The organism is Escherichia whittamii (assembly GCF_014836715.1).
Classification (GTDB): Bacteria; Pseudomonadota; Gammaproteobacteria; order Enterobacterales; family Enterobacteriaceae; genus Escherichia; species Escherichia whittamii.
In genome coordinates this window covers 312,300-330,198 of record NZ_JACSQI010000003.1, presented here as the reverse complement: position 1 = coordinate 330,198, position 17,899 = coordinate 312,300, and the positions used below count along the sequence as shown (strand labels likewise).

16 protein-coding genes are annotated in these 17,899 nt (G+C 40.5%); 15 read left to right on the top strand and 1 reads right to left on the bottom strand.

Annotated features, from left to right (window positions below):
- The first annotated feature begins 14 nt into the window (after window positions 1-14).
- The 15 genes from gspG to H9644_RS07235 all read left to right on the top strand — a co-directional run bounded on the left by gspG (window position 15) and on the right by H9644_RS07235 (window position 16,513).
- Window positions 15-470, top strand: coding sequence for a type II secretion system major pseudopilin GspG (gene gspG, locus H9644_RS07305; protein ID WP_001087296.1), 456 nt, complete (start codon window positions 15-17; stop codon window positions 468-470).
- Between the two features lie 3 nt (window positions 471-473).
- On the top strand, window positions 474-1,037 hold the full coding sequence (gene gspH / locus H9644_RS07300) for a type II secretion system minor pseudopilin GspH (protein WP_064529687.1): 564 nt from the start codon (window positions 474-476) through the stop codon (window positions 1,035-1,037).
- Window positions 1,034-1,405, top strand: coding sequence for a type II secretion system minor pseudopilin GspI (gene gspI, locus H9644_RS07295; protein WP_191773929.1), 372 nt, complete (start codon window positions 1,034-1,036; stop codon window positions 1,403-1,405). Before gspH ends, gspI begins: the two co-directional genes overlap by 4 nt.
- Window positions 1,402-2,007: a type II secretion system minor pseudopilin GspJ gene (gspJ, locus tag H9644_RS07290; protein WP_191773928.1), complete on the top strand. Its 606-nt coding sequence runs from the start codon at window positions 1,402-1,404 to the stop codon at window positions 2,005-2,007. Before gspI ends, gspJ begins: the two co-directional genes overlap by 4 nt.
- Window positions 2,004-2,981: a type II secretion system minor pseudopilin GspK gene (gspK, locus tag H9644_RS07285; protein WP_191773927.1), complete on the top strand. Its 978-nt coding sequence runs from the start codon at window positions 2,004-2,006 to the stop codon at window positions 2,979-2,981. Before gspJ ends, gspK begins: the two co-directional genes overlap by 4 nt.
- Window positions 2,978-4,156, top strand: a complete 1,179-nt coding sequence (gene gspL, locus H9644_RS07280; RefSeq protein ID WP_191773926.1) for a type II secretion system protein GspL — start codon at window positions 2,978-2,980, stop codon at window positions 4,154-4,156. The genes gspK and gspL overlap by 4 nt, the downstream gene beginning before the upstream one ends.
- A gap of 1 nt (window position 4,157) precedes the next feature.
- Window positions 4,158-4,694, top strand: coding sequence for a GspM family type II secretion system protein YghD (yghD, locus tag H9644_RS07275; protein WP_191773925.1), 537 nt, complete (start codon window positions 4,158-4,160; stop codon window positions 4,692-4,694).
- A gap of 1,138 nt (window positions 4,695-5,832) precedes the next feature.
- Window positions 5,833-6,609, top strand: a complete 777-nt coding sequence (locus H9644_RS07270) for an ABC transporter permease (protein WP_064529692.1) — start codon at window positions 5,833-5,835, stop codon at window positions 6,607-6,609.
- Window positions 6,606-7,274 (top strand): ABC transporter ATP-binding protein, encoded by a 669-nt coding sequence (locus tag H9644_RS07265; protein ID WP_064529693.1) that lies wholly within the window; start codon window positions 6,606-6,608, stop codon window positions 7,272-7,274. The genes H9644_RS07270 and H9644_RS07265 overlap by 4 nt, the downstream gene beginning before the upstream one ends.
- Window positions 7,275-7,294: 20 nt before the next feature.
- Complete coding sequence (galE, locus tag H9644_RS07260) at window positions 7,295-8,320, top strand: UDP-glucose 4-epimerase GalE (protein ID WP_191773924.1); 1,026 nt, start codon at window positions 7,295-7,297, stop codon at window positions 8,318-8,320.
- Window positions 8,321-8,364: 44 nt separating this feature from the next.
- Window positions 8,365-10,134 (top strand): hypothetical protein, encoded by a 1,770-nt coding sequence (locus H9644_RS07255; protein WP_064529695.1) that lies wholly within the window; start codon window positions 8,365-8,367, stop codon window positions 10,132-10,134.
- 409 nt (window positions 10,135-10,543) lie between these two features.
- On the top strand, window positions 10,544-12,613 hold the full coding sequence (locus H9644_RS07250; RefSeq protein WP_191773923.1) for a glycosyltransferase family 2 protein: 2,070 nt from the start codon (window positions 10,544-10,546) through the stop codon (window positions 12,611-12,613).
- Complete coding sequence (locus tag H9644_RS07245; protein WP_064529697.1) at window positions 12,610-13,737, top strand: polysaccharide pyruvyl transferase family protein; 1,128 nt, start codon at window positions 12,610-12,612, stop codon at window positions 13,735-13,737. The genes H9644_RS07250 and H9644_RS07245 overlap by 4 nt, the downstream gene beginning before the upstream one ends.
- A gap of 137 nt (window positions 13,738-13,874) precedes the next feature.
- Window positions 13,875-15,044, top strand: a complete 1,170-nt coding sequence (locus H9644_RS07240; protein WP_064529698.1) for a nucleotide sugar dehydrogenase — start codon at window positions 13,875-13,877, stop codon at window positions 15,042-15,044.
- Window positions 15,045-15,172: 128 nt separating this feature from the next.
- Window positions 15,173-16,513 (top strand): glycosyltransferase family 2 protein, encoded by a 1,341-nt coding sequence (locus tag H9644_RS07235; protein WP_191774068.1) that lies wholly within the window; start codon window positions 15,173-15,175, stop codon window positions 16,511-16,513.
- A gap of 119 nt (window positions 16,514-16,632) precedes the next feature.
- On the opposite strand, the gene H9644_RS07230 is transcribed toward H9644_RS07235, so the two are convergent.
- Window positions 16,633-17,874, bottom strand: a complete 1,242-nt coding sequence (locus H9644_RS07230; RefSeq protein WP_191773922.1) for a capsule biosynthesis protein — start codon at window positions 17,872-17,874, stop codon at window positions 16,633-16,635.
- Window positions 17,875-17,899: the final 25 nt, after the last annotated feature.

Below are 17,899 nucleotides of genomic sequence, written 5' to 3'. Positions count from 1 at the left end.
TACGGAGTTATCACATGAATTCGTTATCTCGCACGCAAAAACCACGGGCAGGTTTTACCCTGCTGGAAGTAATGGTGGTGATTGTTATTCTTGGCGTTCTGGCAAGCCTGGTGGTGCCTAACCTGTTGGGCAACAAAGAGAAAGCAGACAGGCAAAAAGCCATTAGCGATATCGTGGCGCTGGAAAACGCGCTGGATATGTACCGACTGGATAACGGGCGTTATCCGACCACCGAGCAGGGGCTGGAGGCGCTGATCCAGCAACCGGCTAATATGGCGGATTCCCGCAACTACCGTACCGGTGGATACATCAAACGACTGCCAAAGGATCCGTGGGGCAATGATTATCAGTATCTCAGCCCCGGTGAAAAAGGACTGTTTGATGTTTACACCTTAGGGGCGGATGGTCAGGAAAACGGAGAAGGCGCTGGCGCAGATATCGGTAACTGGAATTTGCAGGAGTTTCAGTAATCAGTGCCCAGACGCGGATTCACTCTTCTGGAAATCATGCTGGTGATTTTCCTTATCGGCCTTGCCAGTGCTGGCGTGGTGCAGACTTTTGCGAGCCGTTCTGAACCGCCCGCGAAAAAAGCGGCACAGGATTTTCTGACTCGCTTTGCGCAGTTTAAGGACAGGGCGGTGATTGAAGGACAAACACTCGGTGTGTTAATCGACCCACCAGGCTACCAGTTTATGCAGCGTCGTCAGGGGCAGTGGTTGCCTGTTTCTGCGACCCGGTTATCGGCACAGGTTACGGTGCCGAAACAGGTGCAGATGCTGTTACAACCCGGAAGTGATATCTGGCAGAAGGAGTATGCGCTGGAGCTGCAACGTCGCCGCCTGACGCTGCATGATATTGAACTGGAGCTGCAAAAAGAGGCGAAAAAGAAGACGCCGCAGATCCGTTTTTCGCCTTTTGAACCCGCCACGCCGTTTACGCTGCGTTTTTACGCTGCTGCGCAAAACGCATGTTGGGCGGTAAAGCTGGCGCACGATGGCGCGTTATCCCTCAATCAATGTGATGAGAAGTTGCCATGAAGCGCGGATTTACGTTGCTGGAAGTGATGCTCGCGCTGGCGATTTTTGCGCTGGCGGTCACGGCGGTACTACAGATTGCCAGCGGTGCGCTGAGTAATCAGCAAGTTCTTGAGGAGAAAACGGTGGCTGGTTGGGTGGCCGAAAACCAGACCGCATTGCTCTACCTGATGACCCGCGAGCAGCGGGCGGTCAGGCATCAGGGCGAGAGTGATATGGCCGGAAACCGCTGGTACTGGCGAACGATTCCACTGAATACAGGCAATGCGCTGCTCCAGGCGGTGGATATTGAAGTCAGTCTTCACGAAGACTTTTCGCGGGTGATTCAGTCACGACGCGCCTGGTTTAGCGCCGTGGGAGGCCAACAGTGAAAAGGACCCACGCTGGTTTTACGTTACTGGAAATGCTGGTGGCAATCGCCATTTTTGCCTCACTGGCGCTGATGGCGCAGCAGGTGACAAACTGCGTCACGCGCGTGAATAGCGCCGTCGACGAACACGATCAAAAACTAAACCTCATGCAGCAAACGATGAGTTTTCTGACCCACGATCTGACACAAATGATGCCGCGCACGGTAAGAGGCGAGCAGGGGCAGCGAGAACCTGCGTTACTGGCGGGCGTTGGCGTGCTGGCGTCTGAGAGTGAAGGAATGCGCTTTGTGCGTGGCGGCGTGGTTAATCCGTTGATGCGCCTGCCGCGCAGTCATCTGCTCACCGTCGGTTACCGCATTCATGACGGTTATCTTGAACGATTGTCCTGGCCGCTGACCGATGCAGCAGGCAGCGTGCAGCCGACAACGCAAAAATTAATCCCGGCGGATTCGCTTCGTTTGCAGTTCTACGACGGCACGCGCTGGCAGGCGAGCTGGTCGTCAGGGCAGGCGATCCCTGTGGCGGTGCGCATGACTCTGCATTCGCCACAATGGGGCGAGATTGAACGCATCTGGTTGTTACGCGGGCCGCAATTATCATGATCACCTCACCACCAAAACGCGGAATGGCACTGGTCGTGGTGCTGGTATTGTTGGCGGTCATGATGCTGGTGACCATCACGCTTTCGGGCCGGATGCAGCAGCAACTGGGAAGAACGCGCAGCCAGCAGGAGTACCAGCAGGCGCTGTGGTATAGCGCCAGTGCAGAAAGCCTGGCGCTGAGTGCGCTCAGTCTGAGCCTGAAAAATGAAAAACGTGTGCATCTGGCACAGCCGTGGGCTTCTGGCCCTCGTTTTTTCCCTCTGCCCCAGGGGCAAATTGCCGTTACCCTGCGCGACGCACAGGCCTGCTTCAACCTGAATGCCCTTGCTCAACCGACAACGGCGTCGCGTCCGCTCGCGGTACAACAACTGATTGCCCTGATCTCGCGCCTCGACGTACCTGCTTATCGGGCCGAACTGATAGCCGAAAGCCTGTGGGAGTTTATTGACGAGGACCGCAGCGTGCAGACGCGTCTGGGTCGTGAAGACAGCGAGTATCTCGCCCGCTCGGTGCCGTTCTACGCCGCTAATCAACCGCTGGCTGAAATCAGCGAGATGCGCGTGGTACAGGGAATGGACGCCGGACTTTATCAAAAACTCAAACCGCTGGTCTGTGCGTTACCGATGACCCGCCAACAAATCAACATCAACACCTTAGACGTCACGCAAAGCGTGATTCTTGAGGCACTGTTTGACCCATGGTTAAGCCCTGTTCAGGCGCGGGCATTATTACAACAACGTCCGGCGAAGGGCTGGGAAGATGTCGATCAGTTTCTCGCGCAGCCGCTACTTGCTGACGTCGATGAGCGTACTAAAAAACAGCTAAAAACCGTCCTGAGCGTGGACAGCAATTACTTCTGGCTGCGTTCAGATATCACCGTGAATGAGATTGAACTGACGATGAACTCGTTAATTGTCCGTATGGGACCACAACACTTTTCGGTTCTCTGGCATCAGACAGGAGAAAGTGAGTGAGTTCCATGCTTGAGATTTTTATCCCGCTTTGCGCCTCCGATCCCATCCGTTGGCAGCACCGTACCACCGACGTGGAGCACGGCATCTGGTCTGACGTTGACAACGAACAGCTCCAGCAATGGCTGCAAACTGATGCGATTCGAGTCTACATTCCCGGCGAATGGATCAGCGTCTGGCAGGTTGAACTGCCTGATGTCCCTCGCAAGCAGATACCCACTATTCTGCCCGCCTTACTGGAAGAAGAGCTGAACCAGGATATCGACGAACTGCATTTTGCGCCGTTGAAAATCGACCAGCAACTGGCAACCGTGGCAGTGATTCACCAGCAGCATATGCGCAACATTGCGCAATGGTTGCAGGAAAACGGCATTACCCGCGCTACCGTTGCGCCGGACTGGATGTCCATTCCTTGTGGCTATATGGCTGGCGATGCGCAACGGGTTATCTGCCGCATCGATGAATGCCGGGGATGGAGCGCCGGGCGGGCGCTGGCTCCGGTGATGTTCCGCGCCCAGCTCAATGAGCAGGATTTACCGCTTTCGCTAACCGTGGTCGGGATCGCGCAGGGAGAGCTATCTGCATGGGCTGGCGCAGATGCTGAACACCTGACAGTTACGACTCTGCCCGCCATTACCGCTTATGGCGAACCGGAAGGGAACCTGCTAACTGGACCGTGGCAGCCTCGTGTCAGCTACCGAAAACAGTGGGCGCGCTGGCGGGTGATGATTCTGCCGGTATTGATTATCCTGGCGGCGTTAGTCGTGGAAAGGGGCGTGACGTTATGGAGTGTCAGCGAACAGGTGGCGCAAAGCCGCGCCCAGGCTGAGAAACAGTTCTTAACGCTGTTCCCGGAGCAAAAACGGATTGTGAATTTGCGCTCCCAGGTGACGATGGCACTGAAAAAATATCGCCCACAGGCCGACGATACCTGGCTGCTCGCAGAATTGTCAGCGATCGCCAGCACCCTGAAAACGGCGTCACTTTCCGACATCGAGATGCGTGGTTTCACCTTTGATCAAAAACGCCAGACTCTTCACCTCCAGTTGCGGGCCGCGAACTTTGCCAGCTTCGACAAACTGCGTAGCGCACTGGCGGCTGATTATGTTGTGCAACAGGACGCGTTACAGAAAGAGGGTGATGCGGTTTCCGGCGGCGTAACGTTGCGGAGGAAATAACATGTTACGCGATAAATTTATTCACTATTTTCAGCAATGGCGTGAGCGCCAGTTAAGCCGTGGCGAACACTGGCTGGCACAACACCTGGCGGGGCGTTCGCCGCGTGAAAAGGGCATGTTACTGGCAGCGGCGGTGTTTCTGTTTAGCGCCGGATATTACGTCCTCATCTGGCAGCCTTTGAGCGAACGGATTGAGCAACAGGAGACGATGTTGCAACAGCTGGTGGCGATGAACGCGCGACTGAAGAGCGCCGCGCCGGACATTAATGCGGCGCGAAAATCCACCACAACCACGCCTGCACAGGTATCGCGGGTCATCAGTGACAGTGCTTCTGCGCATTCTGTGGTCATCAAGCGGATAGCCGAGCGCGGGGAGAATATCCAGGTCTGGATAGAACCTGTGGTGTTTAATGACCTGCTGAACTGGCTCAATACGCTGAATGAAAAGTTTGCGCTGCGGGTGACACAAATTGATGTCAGTGCGGGTGAGAAGCCAGGGATGGTGAATGTGCAGCGACTGGAGTTGATAAGAGGATAAGTGTTTCGGTAAATTCCTTACCTGTGAAATTCAGTCCGAAAGGTGAGTGTATAATCTTCTTATCCACTCACCGAGTTAAATATTTTTGCAATAAGAAATATCCCATTCCCGCCATCACTGAATGTTCTGCAAAACGACAGATACGAGTTCTCTCCTGAAACAGCCTAGCGTCCTGTAAATATGCTTACGTGTGGCAATACATCATGATTATTAATAGATGCAATAAATCATTAGGTGGCAATTGATAGGTCAAAACATATAGGATAATTCTTGTGTGATCTGTATTTTGTGTAGCCTGGAAATTACTAAAATTCCTGGATACAATCAGAAGGGAAATTTTAAATAAGTATAATAATTTCCACAGAAACTATCCGTCGGTTTGAAACAATGTCTGCTCAGGTATATCTACTGAGGGATGGTGCTGGCTATAATGCTGGTTAAAATAAACACACTAAATAATCAAGACATGTATTTTAATCGACAACAATAATTGCCGTCGGGATTATTTACGCGATTTAAATAACATCGTTTAAATGTGATTGAAATCACAAATATGACCGCAAAGAGGGGGCTGTAGATATAAATAAGAAGTACATGAGTGAATTTTAAATAGGGAAATAGTTTCTCGGTAAACAATTTATTGGTAATAAATCGCGTGCGTTCTGGTGTAAGGCAGGTTGCAGATGTTGCTACGTATAAAGTTCATAGGGGAGCATTATAATCAAGTAGTTAATAGTAATAATGAAAATAATTTCTCAGGGAATTAGTGACTCATGTGTTCCGGAGTAATCCAGAACGCATGGTGTTTTACGTCTTTTTAAACCATGTGGGTTAAGCAAAAAGAGTTACGCATAATTTTCTGAGAAATTAACTCTACATTCTAAAACGGCCAGTTTTCTGAAATTACCAGAAGACCGAATACATTTATGCCTGAAGAATGGAATAGAAGAAACGAGGCGGAAATAGCTTAATTTATCCCTGCGGAAATAATTTCTGCTGAAATTGTTCGCGACTATTAAAAAGTTAAACCGTCTGAACGAATTTTATCCAATTACAAACAAGTATTACTTCCAGTGTATTGGTAGCTGTTAAGCCAAGGGCGGTAGCGTACCTGAAGAGATTAGGATCACATCATCAAATGGCAAGAAGTGGATTTGAAGTCCAGAAAGTCACCGTAGAGGCATTATTTCTACGAGAAATACGAACACGCTTTGGTAAGTTTCGTCTGGGATATCTGTGGGCGATTCTCGAACCCTCCGCGCATTTGCTGATACTGTTGGGCATTTTTGGTTACATTATGCACCGCACGATGCCAGATATCTCGTTCCCGGTGTTTTTACTTAATGGTCTGATTCCCTTTTTTATCTTTAGCAGTATCAGCAATCGTTCTGTAGGTGCTATTGAAGCGAACCAGGGGCTGTTTAATTATCGACCAGTAAAACCCATCGATACGATCATTGCACGTGCACTGCTTGAGACACTGATTTACGTTGCTGTTTATATATTGCTCATGCTTATCGTCTGGATGGCAGGTGAATATTTCGAGATAACAAATTTTTTACAACTTGTCGGCACCTGGAGTCTGCTGATCATATTTTCATGCAGCATTGGCTTAATATTCATGGTCGTTGGTAAAACCTTCCCCGAAATGCAAAAGGTTCTGCCGATACTTCTTAAGCCTCTTTATTTCATCTCCTGCATTATGTTCCCTCTGCACTCAATTCCTAAGCAATACTGGTCATATCTGCTCTGGAACCCATTAGTGCATGTCGTGGAGTTAAGCCGCGAGGCAGTTATGCCTGGCTATATCAGCGAAGGCGTGAGTCTGAACTACCTGGCAATGTTCACATTGATAACTCTGTTCATTGGTCTGGCATTATACCGAACTCGTGAGGAGGCAATGCTGACATCATGATTAAGATTGAGAATTTGACGAAGTCATATCGCACGCCAACGGGGCGACACTATGTGTTTAAGGATTTAAACATCGAAATCCCTTCGGGAAAAAGCGTTGCCTTTATTGGTCGTAATGGTGCAGGTAAATCAACGTTACTGAGAATGATTGGCGGCATTGACCGCCCCGATAGTGGAAAGATCATCACCAATAAAACGATATCATGGCCAGTCGGCCTCGCAGGTGGATTTCAGGGAAGTTTAACCGGACGCGAAAACGTAAAATTTGTTGCGCGTTTATATGCGAAGCAAGAAGAATTGAAAGAGAAAATAGAGTTTGTTGAAGAATTTGCCGAACTCGGCAAGTATTTTGATATGCCGATTAAAACTTACTCATCTGGTATGCGATCGCGTTTAGGCTTTGGTTTAAGCATGGCATTTAAGTTTGATTATTATATCGTCGATGAAGTAACAGCGGTCGGTGATGCCAGGTTTAAAGAGAAGTGCGCTCAATTGTTTAAAGAAAGGCATAAAGAGTCTAGCTTTTTGATGGTTTCACATAGCTTGAATTTATTGAAAGAGTTTTGTGATGTGGCGATTGTTTTTAAAGACGATAATAGGGTTAGTTTTCATGAGGATGTTCAGGAGGGGATGGAGGAGTATAGAAAAGAAAGAAATAAACACTGATATTTTATTTTGAGGTGATAATGAATATATTGGTAACAGGTGGGGCAGGCTATATTGGCTCACATACGACTTTATGTCTATTAAATAAAGGGCATAATGTTGTAATAATTGATGATTTTAGTAATTCATCCAAAGAGTCCATTGTAAGAGTTGAAGCTATCACTAAAAAAAAAGTTATATTGTATGAGTTAAATATAAATGATGAAGACAGAGTTTCTGAAATAATAAAAAAACATAAGATTGAATGTATAATGCATTTCGCCGGAGCGAAATCTGTTGCTGAATCATTAAAAAAACCAGATTTTTATTATGCTAATAATGTGTCTGGGACATTACATCTAATTAATCTTGCCATCAATAATAACGTTGCTAACTTTATTTTTAGTTCTTCTGCAACAGTTTACGGTAATGTTAATATAATACCTATTACTGAAAATTGCGCTATAGGTGGTACTTTAAATCCTTACGGTACATCGAAATATATATCAGAGTTAATGATTATGGATATTGCAAAAACATATCGCAATATAAATTTCATTTGCCTGAGGTATTTTAATCCAATAGGTGCTCATGAATCAGGAATGATTGGAGAAAGCCCATCTGATATACCGAGTAATTTAGTTCCTTATATAACACAAGTTGCAATTGGTAAGCTAGAAAAGCTTATGGTTTTTGGGGGAGACTATCCTACAAAAGATGGTACAGGTGTGCGAGATTATATACATGTAATGGATTTAGCAGAGGGACATGAAGCCGCTCTATCATATATTACTAAAAACCATCAAACTAATTATCATGCATTCAATTTAGGGACGGGTAAAGGGTATTCTGTTTTAGAACTAATCTCTTGCTTTGAAAAGGTATCAGGCATAACTATTCCTTATGAAATCGCGGAAAGGAGAGAGGGGGATATTGCCGAGTCTTGGTCATCTCCGTTGAAAGCCAATAAATATTTAAAATGGCAAGCTAAACGAAGTTTAGATCAAATGTTAGCTGATGCATGGCAATGGCAATTGAAAAACCCCAATGGTTATAATGATAGATAATATTCATTATTAAAATTGCATAATGTATTAAGCAGAGGAAGTTGATGAACAAAATAATTATAGTTGGGCACCCTAATTCAAATTTTGATATTGTCGAGAAAAAATTCCTTCAATATGGGATGGAGATTCCTAGTGCATCAAAACGAGAACGCTTAACTCCGCAAGATATAACCAACATTATTTGTAAAGCATATAATGTTCCCAAGATCAGTGAAGTTACCAATATATCTGGATTCTCTCCTTTAAATGTCTCCGGTGTCTGGCATGGTATGGCACTAGACTTATTTCTTAATAATTTAGAGCGACAATTTTGGGGATGGTCAGATCCGTATGCTATTTATACTTTAGACTACTGGGCATCACTTGATGAAAACCTAACTTTCATTCTGGTTTATGATCATCCAAGGTCTGTCCTAGAGCAAGCAGCTAATAGCCGAGAGTCATTTGTTAATAACACGGTAGAGCATTTAATTGATAACTGGATAGCTTATAATACGGCATTGCTTGATTTTTACTCTAATAACCGGAAGCGCTGCCTGTTAATCAGCTCGGGGCAAATTAAAAAAAACACAAAAAATCTTGTAGAGAAATTACAGTCAGTACTAAAGATACCGCTAAATATATGCTCTTTTCAAGAATGTATAAATACAAGCATTTATTCTTGTAGCGAACAATCATCCGCATCACCTTTATTAATAGATGAAGAGGCAAAACAAGAAGTTATGGCCCTTTCTGGTATTGATATTAAAATAGGTGATAAATGCTTCAATGACAATGTTGCTGAAGATTATTTATTAAAAATCGTACTCACTCAATATCCTGAGAGTCAATGCCTCTACAGTAAACTTCAATCAGAAGCAAATATCCCTGCACTTTCAGGTAATGATAAAAAATTTAATCCTAATATTATTTGGGCTAGTTTAGTTCAACAAAGATTGGTTACAATAGAAATCATTTCAAAACTACATCAACTTTATAAAAATTCTCTTATTGACTATAAAGCTAACCTTACTCAACAAGCAGAGGAGCATTATCTACTTTCATCACAATTAAATCAGATGAAAGAAAAGCTTGAATATTATAATGTACGAAAAAAAGAATTATATGCAAAAAACAGGAAGTTAAAAAAGAAACTAAAAAAACAAGTTTCTTTTATTAGCAAAAAAGAAAAAGAGTTACTATTTATTGAACGTGAACTCCATAATTTGAAAGAAGAAGTTGAACATAATCAAAAGATTAAAGAGAAAGATGATTTTGATGTTAAAGAATTAAAAAAACATATAGATGTTCTTAATAATCAATTGGTGAAAGAAAAATCTAATCAAGATCAACAAAAACAAAATTTAGATAGAATTACTAAAGAAAAAGACTTGATGCTAACTCAGTTACATCTAGTTCAGGAAAAACTAGAACAATATTATTTGGAAAATCAAAAACTGAAACAACATCAATTACCAGAACTATATGGGGCAGCAAAGCGAATTAAAGAAGGGCTGGAATATCGTCTCGGCGCTATCATGATTCAACATTCTAAATCTTTATTTGGTGTAATTAGTATGCCAAAAGCCATAGTAAAAGAGCGAAAAATATGGCATAAGCAGTATACTGCTGAAAAACAAAGTAATCTTCCAGCACTGTGTATGTACCGTGATGCCCATGAAGCGGATAGAGTTAAGCAGCATTTATCTTATATGTTGGGGAAAATACTAGTACAGAAAAAAGGATCATTTTTTGGATTCATTACTCTTCCATTTTCTATATACAGAACTGTTCGTCAATTTAAGAAAATCAAAAAGGATAAGGTTATAAAGTAAAATGTAGAAATTATTATGCATAATGATTTTTATTATGCTAATTTAGTAACGCATAATATTATAGATATAGCTATTAATCAGTTAAAATGATTGCTTAAGTTCACGGCAATAGAAAGTATCAATTAAATTAATGATAAGATATAAAAGGAAGGATGTTGTTTTGTTCATAATATTAATTATAGCAAAATATTGTAAGTGCAAAAGATAATCTTAAATTTACGCTGCTGAGTATGACAGTTTTTTAATGTATGCCATTGCAAATGGTACTATTTGATCTACTCATATGTTTCAACTCTTTTAAAATAATATACATTTTATGAATTTACCAATCATATCGGAAAACATAACAATAACTTAATAACTAAAAAAATTGCAATAGATATGCTGAAATTAAGGTGGTTATAAAAATATGAGTATTTTAAACGAAGCAATTAAATTGTATAAGAATGGTGAATATCATAAATCATTGCTATTATTTGAAAAAGCAAGCGAAATATATGATGCTAGTTGGGTTAAGGCAAATATAATTTTATGTAAAAAAGCATTGCAAGATTTGGGTGATGTTCACACTATCTCAGCACAAAAAAATATAGAGTGGGACCCTGCAACACAGATCATGTATTCAAATTCTAATATTAAAAAATTGAGTGAAAAGGAGATTAGTGAATTAATAAAAAAATATAATAAAGCAACTTTAAGAAAGTCAGAAACAGCAGAAACGAAAACTATAAATCCTATTCCTTCTGATTGGCCAAAAGATTTAAATTTATCCAAATTGCCAGAGAGTACTAATGATTTTAAATGGCTTGCCAATAAAAAATTAGTGAAAGATGGGAGGCGTAAGAATAAAAACATTGATGGTCTCAGTATCGTCGTACCAACCTTCAATCGTTCAAAAATATTGGAAATAACGTTAGCATGTCTTTGTAACCAAAAAACAAAATTTAATTATGAAGTAATTGTTGCCGACGATGGAAGTAAAGAAAATATAGAACAAGTGATTAGAAAGTTTGAGCAGCTAATTGATATTAAGTATGTACGCCAGAAGGATAATGGCTATCAATTATGTGCAGTAAGAAATTTAGGACTTAGAACCGCACGATACAACTTCGTTGCTATACTTGATTGCGATATGGCTCCAAATCCTCTTTGGGTACAATCTTATATGGAGTTACTTGAATTAGATGATGATGTGGCTCTGATCGGTCCAAGAAAATACATTGACACTACCGAATATAATTATTTAGAGTTCCTTGAAGACGAAAGCTTGCTTGAGAAACTACCCGAAATTATTACAAATAACCAAGTTGCGGGAAAAATTGAACGAAGCAAATCAGTTGATTGGCGGTTAGAACATTTTGAGAAAACAGATAACTTAAGGCTCTGTAATACTCCATTTCGATATTTCAGCGGTGGTAATGTGGCATTTGCAAAAAAATGGCTTGAGCGTGCAAGTTGGTTTGATGAGGAATTCACACACTGGGGAGGGGAGGATAACGAGTTTGGATACCGTCTGTACAGGGAAGGATGTTATTTTCGTTCTGTAGATGGTGCAATGGCATATCATCAGGAACCGCCAGGTAAAGAAAATGAAACAGACCGAGAAACTGGAAAATCTATCACTATTCAATTAATACAAGAAAAAGTTCCATATTATTATAGAAAAATAGACAAAATTGAAAATTCAACACTCAAGAAGGTTCCTTTAGTATCAATTTATATTCCAGCCTATAACTGTGCAGACCATATTGTACGTTGTGTCGATAGTGCATTGAATCAAACAATCACTGACCTGGAAGTATGCATTTGTAATGACGGTTCTACGGATAACACGTTAAAAATTCTAGAAGAATATTATGGAAATCACCCGCGAGTACGTTTTATTACACAAAAAAATAAAGGTATTGGAGCTGCTTCCAATGCAGCGGTAAAATTGTGTCGTGGTTTTTATATTGGTCAACTTGACTCCGATGATTACCTGGAACCTGATGCTGTGGAACTTTGTTTAAATGAGTTTAAAAGAGATCTATCCTTGGCATGTGTTTACACAACGAACAGAAATGTTGATAGTCAAGGAAAGTTGATTGAAAATGGTTATAACTGGCCAGAATTCTCGCGAGAGAAACTTACCACGGCAATGATTTGTCATCATTTTAGAATGTTTACGGCCAGGGCATGGAATTTAACGGATGGATTTAATGAACAGATTAGCAATGCTGTTGATTATGATATTTATCTAAAACTTAGCGAGGTAGGTCCATTCAAACATATAAATAAAATATGCTATAACAGGGTATTGCATGGAGATAATACATCTATAAAAAAAATAGGCGTGCAGAAAAATAATCACTTTAAAGTGATAAATGAATCTTTGGCTCGTCAAGGTATAAAATCATATTGTTTTAAGCCTGTAAATAGTGATGATTCAAGCAGGAAATATTCAATTGTGAAAGTTAGCATGGCGGATAAGTTTGAATGAAAAATATAGGCGTTATAGGCTGCTTACCTGAACTTCCTGTCGATTTTCCACTTTTAATTCCAGAAAATTCTGGGAACATGATTCACGCTGAAGCACCATTAAGGATGTTTTCAAGGGCAGTACATTACAAAGATAGTAGTTTTATTTTATCAGGAGAAACAAATTTTAAAGATTTTGTAAATAAAACATGTTCTCATTTGATTATTACCCTTGCTAACTCTCTTTCATTAGAAGAACCAAGTCCAGATAAATATAAAAGGCTTCTTGACTCTCTTAAGCAGTATGATGTGCCTATTATTGTTTTTGGACTTGGTATTCAATCAAGTGTTCGAGATATAAATAAAGCAGAGCTTTGTAAGGAGGCTATTGAGTTACTGGATTTTTTGTCTTTCAAATCAATGTATCTGGGCGTAAGAGGTGAGTTTACAAAGCAAGTAATAGAAAAGTGCACCAATATAAAAAATGTGTTTGTTACTGGTTGTCCATCTTTATTTTCTGATCCAATAGCATTACGTGCTCTTTATGAAAAATATTCTAAAAGAGATTTTAATGTGGCATCTATAAATGTGACAAATTTGTCACGAGCATCAGAGAGACAACTTTTTGAAAGAGCAGTGCTAAGCAATGCATTTTTTATTGAGCCAGTAAATAAACGTACTCATCAATATTATATTGATCTCATTAAAGAGAAAGAAGACCTTGAGATACCATACTACTTTAAATCAATGATTAATAATGATGAATTTTTACTTAATAAAGAACAATTAAATATGTATATAAAAACAAGATATAGGTTATTTAGAAATACGAAAGCGTGGTATGAATTCAATCGAGAATGTGTAGATTATACATTCGGAACTAGATTTCACGTGAATATGGCCTCTGTTCTTAGTGGTGTTCCTGCATTATGGTTAACTCACGATGCTAGAACGCAAGAATTGACTGAGTTTTTTAATCTGCCCAGCATTGACTTAGAGGATATTTATTCCATGTCATTAAGTCAAATTAAGTCATATATGAATTATGACAGATTTTTTAAGAATATAAACAAATTATTTGATAATTTTAACGAATATCTTGAAGTCAATGGGTTGCCCAAAATTAAAACATTTGAAGAAGTTTAATGTAAGCCATAAAATTTTATGATCTTTACCTTGGTAAAATTGACTTAATTTATTCTATTATTTGCCCTTATCATAAATTTTCGCTTGGTATTAATGTCAGTAAAGACAATATAAATAATATAAATTGTGAGTTAATTGTGAAAATTACAATCTCAGGTGTTGGTTATGTTGGCATGTCAATTGCAACATTGCTTTCACAAAAACACGATATTATTGCTCTGGATATAGATCTTGAGAAAGTTCAGTTAATTAATAAAAGGCTATCACCAATATGTGATCCTGAAATACAAGATTTTTTATCAAATAGAAAGTTGAATCTATATGCTACAACAGAAAAATATGAAGCTTATAGAGATGCTGATTATGTTATTATTTCGACACCAACCAATTATGACCCTATTAATAATAACTTCGATACACACTCTGTCAAATCAGTGGCATGTGACGTACTAAGTATAAATCCTGATGCAACTATCATAATCAAATCTACAGTCCCCGTCGGCTTTACTGAACGACTAAAACGCGATCTAAACACGAATAACATTATCTTTTCCCCTGAATTTTTACGTGAAGGTAAGGCTCTTTATGACAATCTATATCCATCTCGCATAGTTGTCGGAGAGCGTAGTGAACGAGCAAGAAAGTTCGCAGAGCTTCTCTGTGAAGGCGCTATAAAAAAAGATATTCCAATATTGTTAACGGATAGCACTGAAGCTGAAGCCATTAAACTTTTTGCAAATACTTATCTTGCAATGCGGATAGCTTATTTTAATGAGCTGGATACTTATGCTGCAGTTCATGGCTTAGATACAAAACAAATCATAGAGGGCGTTGGTTTAGATCCCAGAATTGGTCAACATTATAATAATCCTTCTTTTGGCTATGGAGGTTATTGTCTACCAAAGGACACTAAACAATTACTTGCAAATTATCGTGATGTTCCGCAGAACTTAATCCAGGCAATTGTCGATGCCAATACTACTCGAAAAGACTTTGTTGCGGAGGATATATTAAGTCGTAAACCAAAAGTTGTAGGAATCTATCGCCTCATAATGAAAGCAGGTAGTGATAACTTTAGAGCAAGTAGTATTCAAGGTGTAATGAAACGACTCAAAGCCAAAGGAATTGAGATAGTTGTGTATGAACCTGTACTAAAAGAATCGTATTTCTTTGGTTCTTATGTTGAGCGCGACATTAATGCGTTTAAAGAACGTGTTGATGTTATAGTAGCAAACCGTCGCACACAAGAATTAGAAGATGTAGGCGAGAAAATTTATACCCGTGATTTATTTGGTGTCGATTCTTAATTATGTTCAGGAATTTAAAATTCTTATGGCACTTAAAAAATAAACGATATGTTTTTGCCTTAGCAGCAATACACGATGACTGCCAGTTTTGGCAGTCAAAACGTATCTTAGCAATGTATGATCTTAATATGTATTGGTCATTGCGTAATATCAACGATACACCGCCAGAATGGCGGTGTAAGTTAGCAGTTAAAGTGGCTAAAGTTGCTTGTGGTGACATAAGTCTAACTCCGGATTTATTAGCGAAATTTAAAAATGAATTCGCGGAAATATATCAAAGAGTTGAGTTGGCAAAAAACTTAGCATCATACTCTCCTGCGTTTTCTTTATCATTGTTAGATGATGTGGATAATTATCCTTTAGATTTATATGCAGCTCTTCAATTAAGAGTTGGCTTATCTAAAAGAGCCATATCAACACTTGCTCAGATTGATTACAGTAGTATTGTTTCTTCTCCTGATATATTACTCTTGCAAAATAATGCTTTTAGAGAAACACCAAAAATATCTTTAAATAGACTTAACGCATACTATACTCATTTTGGTTTATCTCCGGTCGCGCTTGCAGACATTGCATCCCCCTTATCGCCTTGTAATGTTATTACATCGATTCCTTCTTCTACCCATACAGGCCCTTTGATTTCTATTTTAATGACAACATACAATACTGGCAGACGGGTGGAGAATGCAGTAATATCATTGCTTAATCAAACATACCGTTCATTTGAACTAATTATTGTTGATGATGCCAGCACTGATGATACGCTATTTCGTCTTCAGAGATTAGCACTCAAAGATACTCGAATAAAAATTATTAGCCTGCCACAAAATGTTGGAACATATGCTGCAAAACGAATAGGTTTAATACATGCAAAGGGAGAGTTTGTGACATGCCATGACTCAGATGACTGGTCCCATCCTGAAAAATTATTTAGACAGATATCACCTTTATTGTTAAACCCTAAACTAATTTGTTCGATCTCTGATTGGGTAAGGTTGCAAGATAATGGGATTTTTTATGCGCGTGCGGTCTATCCGCTAAAAAGACTGAATCCTTCTTCTCTGCTGTTTAGAAGAGCGGATGTATTGCAAAAAGCGGGCGTTTGGGACTGTGTTAAAACGGGTGCTGATAGTGAATTCATTGCTCGACTTAAGCTAATTTTTGGTGCTTCCTCTATACATCGTATTAAATTGCCTTTGACACTAGGAAGCCATCGTACCGACTCGTTAATGAATTCATCTACAACAGGATATACATCTCAGGGAATTTCACTGGATCGCCAAAAGTATTGGGATTCCTGGTCGCGATGGCACATTCAGGCGTTAAGAAATAAAGAAAGTCTTTATATCGGAAATTCTGATTTTACCAATAAAAATCGACCATTTTCTGCACCTGACTCAATATTAGTTGAAACTAATGCCATCAAAGCTGCATTACGAAGTGCTCATGTTAACTTTACCAGTATATAACTTATTTGGAAATGTATAACCTATTCTATTTATTTTAATGTTTTTTTGTGTTTTCCAATTATAGCATATTGATTTTTATTTGATGGATGGGTACTAATGAATGATTATTTTAATGCCATTCATTGTAATGTTTTTTTTGATAGCATAATACAATCTTTTTTATCATTTTTTATCTTGTTAAAAAACATCTCCCCATAATAAACCCCATTAACCTGCGTCTTCACCAATAAATACCCCCGAAACTTCTTAAACAGTTTCATATCCGGTTTAAAATCGGCCTGCCAGAATTGGTGCAAATGCCCTTGATACGTCAATCCCTTGATGTCGTACAGGGCATTGCCCATCACTTTGAGTGGTTTGTTATGAATCAGCGCAGAGATCCCCGCCGTACTGTTAATCGTTACCACCGCTTTTGCGTGGCGTAATAATTCCGGCATCGGGAGATCGTGCACGTATATGACTCGCTCACCTAAGCCATATTCCTTACTCAACCGTTTAATTAATGGTCGATAGAGTCTGTGACCACGATCCATCGGATGATGTTTGATCACCAAAAAACTCTCTTTCGGCGCTTTACGCGAAAATGAGTACATGACTTCATTAATATAGTCACGCACATCGTTATAATTGCTGTGGTTACGAATCTGGCTATCGTTATATACCTGCAAAACGGCAAGATAATAACGTTGATCCAGCTCATTCATTAACCTCGGCAATACCTTACGCTGTGTTACCTTGTAAAGTTGCTTGCGCCAGTATGCGCGAACCCAGCAACGAGCCTCATACCAGGGGGAAAACGATTTGTGGTGGCGGTAGCGAGGGAACTCATGACGGTAATGCCAGCCCATCAGGTAATACCACATCGCATGGCCAATACGTTTCATCGTTGAAGGTTTTAAGTTCTCAACGTGCGGCGCAGGCATATCTGGTAACTTACGATAAAAATCCGGATCGCGCGGTAGCGATGAATATGCGTTCACTCCGCCTTCTTCAACGGTAATAAATTGCGGGCGTAAATATCCTTCTTCAAATGCCAGAAAGCGGATCCCTTTCGACTTTGCCCAGCGTTTTGCTTCTTTGTGCAATGGGCGGCAGTCACCAAAACAGAGAATGGTATCAAAGTCATATTGTCGGTGGAGATCTCGCAACCAACCAGGAAACTCTTTCGGCGTTTGGTAGTAAGCCAGGTATTGTCGATGGCGGCAGTAAAAACGATCACCACCGTTGAAGACAACATTCACAGCGCTACGGCCTAATGACTCTAACCATTCGGCGACGTCATTGAAAAAAGGTCCCATCGGTCCCTGCAAAAGCAGATATTTTTTACCCGATAATAAAATGGTTAGTGCGTTGTCTTGCATAAATAATTTGCGTAATAGTCAACTA

Excerpts from the sequence above, each read along its gene's own strand:
- gspG (WP_001087296.1), top strand. The coding sequence starts at position 15 with ATGAATTCGTTATCTCGCACGCAAAAACCACGGGCAGGTTTTACCCTG.
- gspI (WP_191773929.1), top strand. The coding sequence starts at position 1,034 with ATGAAGCGCGGATTTACGTTGCTGGAAGTGATGCTCGCGCTGGCGATT.
- gspK (WP_191773927.1), top strand. The coding sequence starts at position 2,004 with ATGATCACCTCACCACCAAAACGCGGAATGGCACTGGTCGTGGTGCTG.
- yghD (WP_191773925.1), top strand. The coding sequence starts at position 4,158 with ATGTTACGCGATAAATTTATTCACTATTTTCAGCAATGGCGTGAGCGC.
- H9644_RS07270 (WP_064529692.1), top strand. The coding sequence starts at position 5,833 with ATGGCAAGAAGTGGATTTGAAGTCCAGAAAGTCACCGTAGAGGCATTA.
- H9644_RS07265 (WP_064529693.1), top strand. The coding sequence starts at position 6,606 with ATGATTAAGATTGAGAATTTGACGAAGTCATATCGCACGCCAACGGGG.
- galE (WP_191773924.1), top strand. The coding sequence starts at position 7,295 with ATGAATATATTGGTAACAGGTGGGGCAGGCTATATTGGCTCACATACG.
- H9644_RS07255 (WP_064529695.1), top strand. The coding sequence starts at position 8,365 with ATGAACAAAATAATTATAGTTGGGCACCCTAATTCAAATTTTGATATT.
- H9644_RS07250 (WP_191773923.1), top strand. The coding sequence starts at position 10,544 with ATGAGTATTTTAAACGAAGCAATTAAATTGTATAAGAATGGTGAATAT.
- H9644_RS07245 (WP_064529697.1), top strand. The coding sequence starts at position 12,610 with ATGAAAAATATAGGCGTTATAGGCTGCTTACCTGAACTTCCTGTCGAT.
- H9644_RS07235 (WP_191774068.1), top strand. The coding sequence starts at position 15,173 with ATGTATTGGTCATTGCGTAATATCAACGATACACCGCCAGAATGGCGG.
- H9644_RS07230 (WP_191773922.1), bottom strand. The coding sequence starts at position 17,874 with ATGCAAGACAACGCACTAACCATTTTATTATCGGGTAAAAAATATCTG.